Below are 4,870 nucleotides of genomic sequence, written 5' to 3'. Positions count from 1 at the left end.
TGCCTCGACAAACCAGGGTAGTCTGGATGCCTTCACATCGAAAGTTGCCGTCGTAGTGCACCCCATCCTCCGATTCCTGGCGCCGATCAAGCAATCCGAGAACCCAGCGGAATGGTCTTTCCAGACGAAAATCGCCTGCTCAACGGCAGCCTCATCTTCCAACTCGAAATCCATGGAGTCCAGCAAGCCGGAAACAACCCCCTGGATCTGGGGCTTGGAAAAGCCATACCGACTGCGCAACACCCATTCCATTTCCTGGAGAACGAGTTGGCTCACGAAAACGCGGCGGCTGGCCAGCACCTCTCGTTCAATAATCTTGTGCACGATCTCGAACTGCTGGGCGTCGTCTCGAACGAGGAAGCGCACAAGAACGTTGGTGTCGATCCCGAGCATCAGATCGATAACTGCTCGATGGGAACAGCCGCCCGACCTTCCTGGTACAACATCCCCGCCAGGTCGTTAAAGCGCTTGCTCTTCACCCGCATCACCACGGTGCCGTCCGGCATCAGCGTAAAGGTCATGCGATCTCCTGCTTTCATCCGAAGGCTGTCCCGGATCTCCTTGGGAATGGTCGTTTGCCCCTTGCTGGTCAAAGTGGCTTCTGTAGTCATGGCCGGCTCCTCGTTAAATTCCTTACTCCTATAATTATCGTAAGGAACAAACAAAAAAGCAACTTGCCGTTCCAGCGAGGTGAAGAGGTAGGGAGCCTGCGCTTAGTCGCAACCCGCCCCTCATCGCATCGTCACCCGAAACTGCCGCGCCAGCAATTCCCGGTTCAACTCCACCGTAGCTGCGGTCTCGTCGAGCACCAGCACAGCGGCCTGATCGACATTCAGCACGCGCTTCGCGGCGTTGACAAAGCCGCTGATGCGCATCGCGGGCATGCCGAGTCGCTGCGCGAGCGCCGCTTTCGAAAGCTTCCCGCCGCGCGCCACCAGCGCCTCCAGCAGGGAACGCACCTCGGCATCGGCCGGGGCCACACGCGCGGCCAGGGCCTTCTGTGCCGCATAAGCGGGCGTCGCCTGCAGCGCGGCTATCCAATCCACTTCGCGCCCGGGCGCCACGACCGGCAAGGTTCCGCCGAACAGGTCAGGCTGCGGCACGGCTGCCGCTCCCGGCTTTGCTGCCTTCCTGGCGGGCGACGGCGCTTCAGGCGCAGCTGCCGGCCACGTAGCCTCCAACGGCGCCCACCAGTCGGGCTGCGGCGCTGCGGCCACCTGCCAGCGCTTCAGTGCCATGTTGCGCGGCGTGAATACGCTCAGCGGCACAACAACCTCCTGCGCCGATACGCCGCCGTGATAGCCGTTCTTCTTGGCCCCGTGCCGCACGCCCTCCGACCACGCGCAAACCACTGCGTTGCCTGATGCCACCTTCACCCGGCCACCCACGAAGACCAGTTCGCTCGCGTCCGGCGTGCCCGACGGCAGTCGCCAGCGGTCACCCTCCCCCTGGCCACGCTGCACCGTGCCGTCGTCGATCACATGGCCATGGTCGGCGGTGACGATCACCACCCGTCGCGCGCGACGCGCCTCGCTCAGCAATGGCCCGAGCAGACGCAGATCGTCGATGGTCCAGCGCATTTGAATCTGGTTCGATCCGCTCAGGTGGTCGTCGACGTCGTTGTAGACCACGGCGACTACCTGCTGCTGCGTCGAGGCGATGGCGTCGCGAACGGTCGATGACAGGCCTTCGGCGTCTGCGAGATCGCCTTTGTGGAAGACCACCCGTGCCCTCCCGGCGCGCGACGCGCCGACGAGCGCCGGATGCGTGGCGAATGCGGGCTTCTCCTGCGCCGCCGCGCCGACCGCCAGGCGTCCCGACAACAGGCTGCTGCGGCTCACTTCGGTGATCGTCGGCAGCGCGGCGATGCCGACCGCCAGTGTCGGCGTTGCCCCGGCAAGCTGCTCGTCCCAGCCGAGTGCCTCCAGGTCCTCGCATAGCTCCCGGAAGATGCTGTAACTCAGGCCATCCGCGACCAGCAGCAGCACCGGCGTCTGCCGCGCCAGCGGGGCGGGCACGCGCTCGATGATCGCCTCGACCGGCATGCAGGCAGCCTCCGCCCGCGGCTCACGGTTCCAGACCTGCAAGGATTGGGCGAAGGTCTGATTGAAGGCATCCGCCTTCTTGGGCGCCGCGTCGCGCAGGGCAACGAAGGCCGAAGACAGGCCTGGCAATTCGTCCCCGCCGATCAGCTTGAAGCGCGCCCAATCGACGAAGGCGCCCTCGCGGGCGCACGACTGCACGAGGTCAGCGAATCCGGTTGCCGGACGTCCACTGCGGCCCTTGCGCTCGGGCCGGTCGGCCATCATCCATCGACACAGGCGAACCGCCATCTGCACCCGCAGCATACGCGTGCTTGCCGCGTCGGCCAGAGCATGGTGCGCGACCGCATCAGCCGACCCTTCGATGGCCTGTAGCAGTGCCATCGATGGCTCGGCGATAAAGGCCTTGAGCGCGTCGGCAAGCAGCCCGAGCCGTTGCTCGAGACCGAGCGGAAGGGCGTCGCTCAGGTGTCCGTAGGCATCGACATGAAGCTCGCGCAGCAGCCACTCGGCGCGTTCGCTCACCTCGCCACGCAGGGCCGGCGTCAAGGCCTGCAAACACTTCGCTGCGTCAGCGGCCCACCGGCGTCCTTCGGCGACGCCGATGCGCTGGTCGCCGATGAAGCGTTCGAGGCGGATCGCGGCGGCGGCAAGCTCGTGCACACCTTCCCCCTGAGCCGACAAGACCACGCCACACACCAGTCCGAGCGGGACGGCATCCCGCGTGTTGCCGGCCGTCACGCAACGCATGACCAGGGTGCCTACTGCTCCCGCCGAGTCGCCCAGCCAAGCGGCGATCTGCGGCTTCGCTTGCTCGGGTAGATCGTCGAAATGGCCGGCTGAATCGGCGCCGAGAGACCAGTTCAAGAGGGTGGCCGCATCCGGCTTCGAGGCATCCAAGCTCAGGCAGCGGTCAAGGATGTGACGCCACGCCGTATCCATGTCCAGAAAGCCGTTGGGCACGGGCGGATAGGTGCCCGTGCCCGCCCGCTCGACCAGCAGTTCGGCCATCCAGCGCAAGCGGCCGAGGCGCGCATCGGTTTCGCGTGCCTTGAAGTTGCTGTGCCATGCGCCAGGCGTCGGGCCGAAAGACCTGAGCGCGGGCCAGGCGCGCCACGACATCGCCACCCAGGCAGTGGCGGCGGCAGCGGTCCCGGTCCCCAGCAGGCGCACGTCCATCGGCGCTACCGATGGCGCGCTCGAGTTCAGGCCACACCTTTTTCACCACGGCAGGCCTGACTTCGGCATCGAAGACCGGGTGCGCCGGGAACTGGTGCCTGAAAAGCTGGTCGAGCAGCGCCTCGAACGCCGATTTCAGGTTCGCTCCCACCGGCGGCAGCGGCGTCAGCGTCTGGTCCGGCGAGCAGCCTGGTCTTCGGGCGCCATCGGGTTAACGACCGCGTCGCGCGAGTCGCCGGCGATGCCGTAGGCCACCTCCAGATACTGCCGCACCCGCTGCTGCAACTGGTCGCGCTGGTTGCGCAGCAGCGCCTGCGCTGACCCGCGGTGCGCGGCCAGTTCGTTGAAGCGCTCGCCGGTCAGGATGTAGTCTAGCAGGCCGCCCAGGTCATGCTGCGCCTTCGCACTGAAGAACGACGGCATCCACACCAGCGTCTGCGTGTCGTCGCCACGATAGTCGGCCAGACCGGCCAGATCGTCGGCGGGGGTGAACTTGGGATCGTCGAACGGGAAGTCGATGACCACCGTCCAGGTGCCGAGGCACCGGCGCAGCTTTTCGTCCGACATCTCGCGGACGTTCTCGAACAGCACCTCGACCTCGCGCTTCGTGCCGCGCCACAACAGCGGGTAGGTGGCGAACACGTCGTTGGTGTCGGTGACGCCCAGTTGCTCGAACAACATCTCGCGCACGCGGCGGCGGCGGGTGCCCGGGTTGTCGCGGAAGGCTGCCGGGGCGAGGTAGACCAAACCGGGGTCCTCGACATACTCCTCGACGTGCATAGTGCCGCCGACCGTGCGGCGTACCGGATCGACCCTATCGCTGTTCTGCGTGCCTTTGCGCGCGCCCGTCTTCCAGTTCATGATGCGCCGCTGCGGCGTCGCGCCGGCAACGTCCTGAACCAGGACACTTTGCGGGCACAGCGCGCGGTGGTACAGGCGCTTCTGGTGGGCATACTTGAACGTCTCGTCCAGATCTCGCACGATCTGCAGGCGCTGGTCGACGCTGAGCGGGTGGCCCCGCAGTTCGCCCGTTTCGCGCAGCACGAAGTCGAGCCGGATCGCCCAGGGGTCGTGATCGAAGGTCAGTGCCGGGCCGAGTTCGCTCCTGGTAATCCTTGACCTTGACGATGCCCGAATGGTCGATGCCTTCGAGGATCTGGAACTCGCATTGCGCCTGGCGGACCAGCGACTTGCGGGCATCGGCGTTGGCAGCGGCGACAACGGTGCAGATGCGGACGCGCCGGCGCATGGCGTCCATCCCGGTGTGCGTGGCTTCCCAGTTGAGATTGACGGCTGCACCCGGCGTCAGCGATACTCGCCGACTGCCGATTGGATTTCCTGTCCTGCCTTCTTGGCAGCCAGGTGCTCCACCGATCCCCCCGCGGCCCCGATCTCCAGCATCGGGTAGCCTGATGCTGGAATCGCTGCTCTTCTCGGTGCAACGACCCGCAGAGACCAGACTGACCGGTCCGCACCCGCCAGGGGCGCCGTCAGGCGCCAATGCCGCTCGAAGCTGCTGTATTGGTCAACATTCAACGCACAAGGAATGCATGCTTCATGATCAAGATTGATTTTGAAAAAATGGGCGGGTTGATTCCTGCCGTGATCCAGGATGCCGATAACGGCGAGGTGCTGATGGTCGCCTTCAT

4 protein-coding genes and 1 pseudogene are annotated in these 4,870 nt (G+C 65.6%); 1 reads left to right on the top strand and 4 read right to left on the bottom strand.

Going from position 1 to position 4,870, the window contains the following annotated elements:
* The 4 genes from V5B39_RS21865 to V5B39_RS21850 all read right to left on the bottom strand — a co-directional run.
* Positions 1-393 (bottom strand): PIN domain-containing protein (locus V5B39_RS21865; RefSeq protein ID WP_332344924.1); only part of this gene is annotated, 393 nt, incomplete at its 3' end.
* Positions 393-611 (bottom strand): AbrB/MazE/SpoVT family DNA-binding domain-containing protein, encoded by a 219-nt coding sequence (locus V5B39_RS21860; RefSeq protein ID WP_042331910.1) that lies wholly within the window; start codon positions 609-611, stop codon positions 393-395. The genes V5B39_RS21865 and V5B39_RS21860, both read right to left, overlap by 1 nt.
* A 120-nt stretch (positions 612-731) precedes the next feature.
* A complete protein-coding gene (pglZ, locus tag V5B39_RS21855) occupies positions 732-3,221 on the bottom strand; it encodes a BREX-2 system phosphatase PglZ (RefSeq protein ID WP_332344923.1) in 2,490 nt (829 codons plus the stop codon).
* 165 nt (positions 3,222-3,386) lie between these two features.
* On the bottom strand, positions 3,387-4,265 hold the full coding sequence (locus V5B39_RS21850; protein ID WP_332344922.1) for a hypothetical protein: 879 nt from the start codon (positions 4,263-4,265) through the stop codon (positions 3,387-3,389).
* A gap of 513 nt (positions 4,266-4,778) precedes the next feature.
* Between V5B39_RS21850 and V5B39_RS21845 the strand changes: the two are divergent.
* Positions 4,779-4,870, top strand: a pseudogene (locus V5B39_RS21845) (phosphoribosyl-AMP cyclohydrolase); the annotation flags it as partial.

It is taken from the genome of Accumulibacter sp. (assembly GCF_036625275.1).
In the GTDB taxonomy this organism is placed as follows: Bacteria; Pseudomonadota; Gammaproteobacteria; order Burkholderiales; family Rhodocyclaceae; genus Accumulibacter.
The sequence above is the reverse complement of the archived record's forward strand: the minus strand, read 5'-3'. Positions and strand labels throughout refer to the sequence as shown.

What these genes read in the sequence shown, in the direction of transcription:
- V5B39_RS21860 (WP_042331910.1), bottom strand. Translation starts at nt 611, where the DNA reads ATGACTACAGAAGCCACTTTGACCAGCAAGGGGCAAACGACCATTCCC.
- pglZ (WP_332344923.1), bottom strand. Translation starts at nt 3,221, where the DNA reads ATGGACGTGCGCCTGCTGGGGACCGGGACCGCTGCCGCCGCCACTGCC.